1 protein-coding gene is annotated in these 1,081 nt (G+C 71.0%); it reads left to right on the top strand.

Features of this window, described 5'->3' with window-relative positions:
- Positions 1 to 110: 110 nt before the first annotated feature.
- Positions 111 to 1,061 (top strand): IS481 family transposase, encoded by a 951-nt coding sequence (locus tag EV188_RS31295; protein WP_133830266.1) that lies wholly within the window; start codon positions 111 to 113, stop codon positions 1,059 to 1,061.
- Positions 1,062 to 1,081: the final 20 nt, after the last annotated feature.

Genomic DNA, 1,081 nt, shown 5'->3' with positions numbered 1-1,081 from the left:
TGTCGTGACCCGAGACGTTGTGTGCGGCGGCGTGTCGGGTTGATCGAGGAGGGCCTCCGGGGCGGGGTGGGTGTGTCTGAAGCATCCGCCCGCACCACCGGAGGCCCTCGGTGCCGCACCGTAATGCCCGCCTGACTGTCCACGCGCGCCTGCTGATCGTCGAGCGTCACGAGGCGGGTTGGCCCCAGGCCCGGATCGCCGAGCAGCTCGGGGTCTCGCGCGGCACGGTCAAGAAGTGGATCGACCGCTACGACGCCGAGGGCCTGGCCGGGCTCGAGGACCGCTCCTCTCGCCCGCACACCAGCCCGAACCGCATCGATCCGCAGGTGGAGGCCCAGGTCCTGGAGCTACGCGGTGACAGCCACCGCGGGGCGGTGTTCCTAGCCGGCGAACTCGGGCTGGTCGCCTCCACCGTCGGACGCATCCTTCGCCGTCATCAGGTGCCGGCGCTGGCGAGCGTCGACCCGATTACCGGCGAACCGGTCCGCCGCCGCCGGGGCGGGCCCCGCTACGAGCGCGCCCGCCCCGGCGAGCTGCTCCACGTCGATGTCAAGAAGCTCGGCCGGGTCCCCGACGGTGGTGGCTGGCGCGTGCACGGGCGCAGCGAAGCCGTCCGCGGGCGCGGCAACGGCTACGACTACCTGCACGTCGCGATCGACGACCACACCCGCATCGCCTATATCGAGGCCCTGCCCGACGAACGACAGCAGACCTGCGCGCAGTTCCTGCACCGCGCCGCGAGCTGGTTCCACACCCGCGGCGTCACCATCGAGCGGGTCCTGACCGACAACGCGCTGGCCTACCGACGCGGCCGAACCTGGGCCGCGGTCTGTGTCGGGCTGGGGATCCGGCGCCGATTCATCCAACCCGGCTGCCCCTGGACCAACGGCAAGGCCGAACGTCTCAACCGCACCCTGCTCGACGAGTTCGCCTACGCCCGAGCATGGACCAGCAACGGCGAACGACTCGCCGCGCTCGACAACTGGGTTACCAACTACAACACTCGCCGAGCCCACTCCGCCCTCGGCGGCCGGCCACCAATCACCCGACTCGCGAGCTGACAACGTGCTGGGTCACGACA

Origin of the sequence: Actinomycetospora succinea, from assembly GCF_004363095.1 — a bacterium.
GTDB lineage: Bacteria > Actinomycetota > Actinomycetes > Mycobacteriales > Pseudonocardiaceae > Actinomycetospora > Actinomycetospora succinea.
This window is presented reverse-complemented; position numbering and strand designations above follow the sequence as displayed.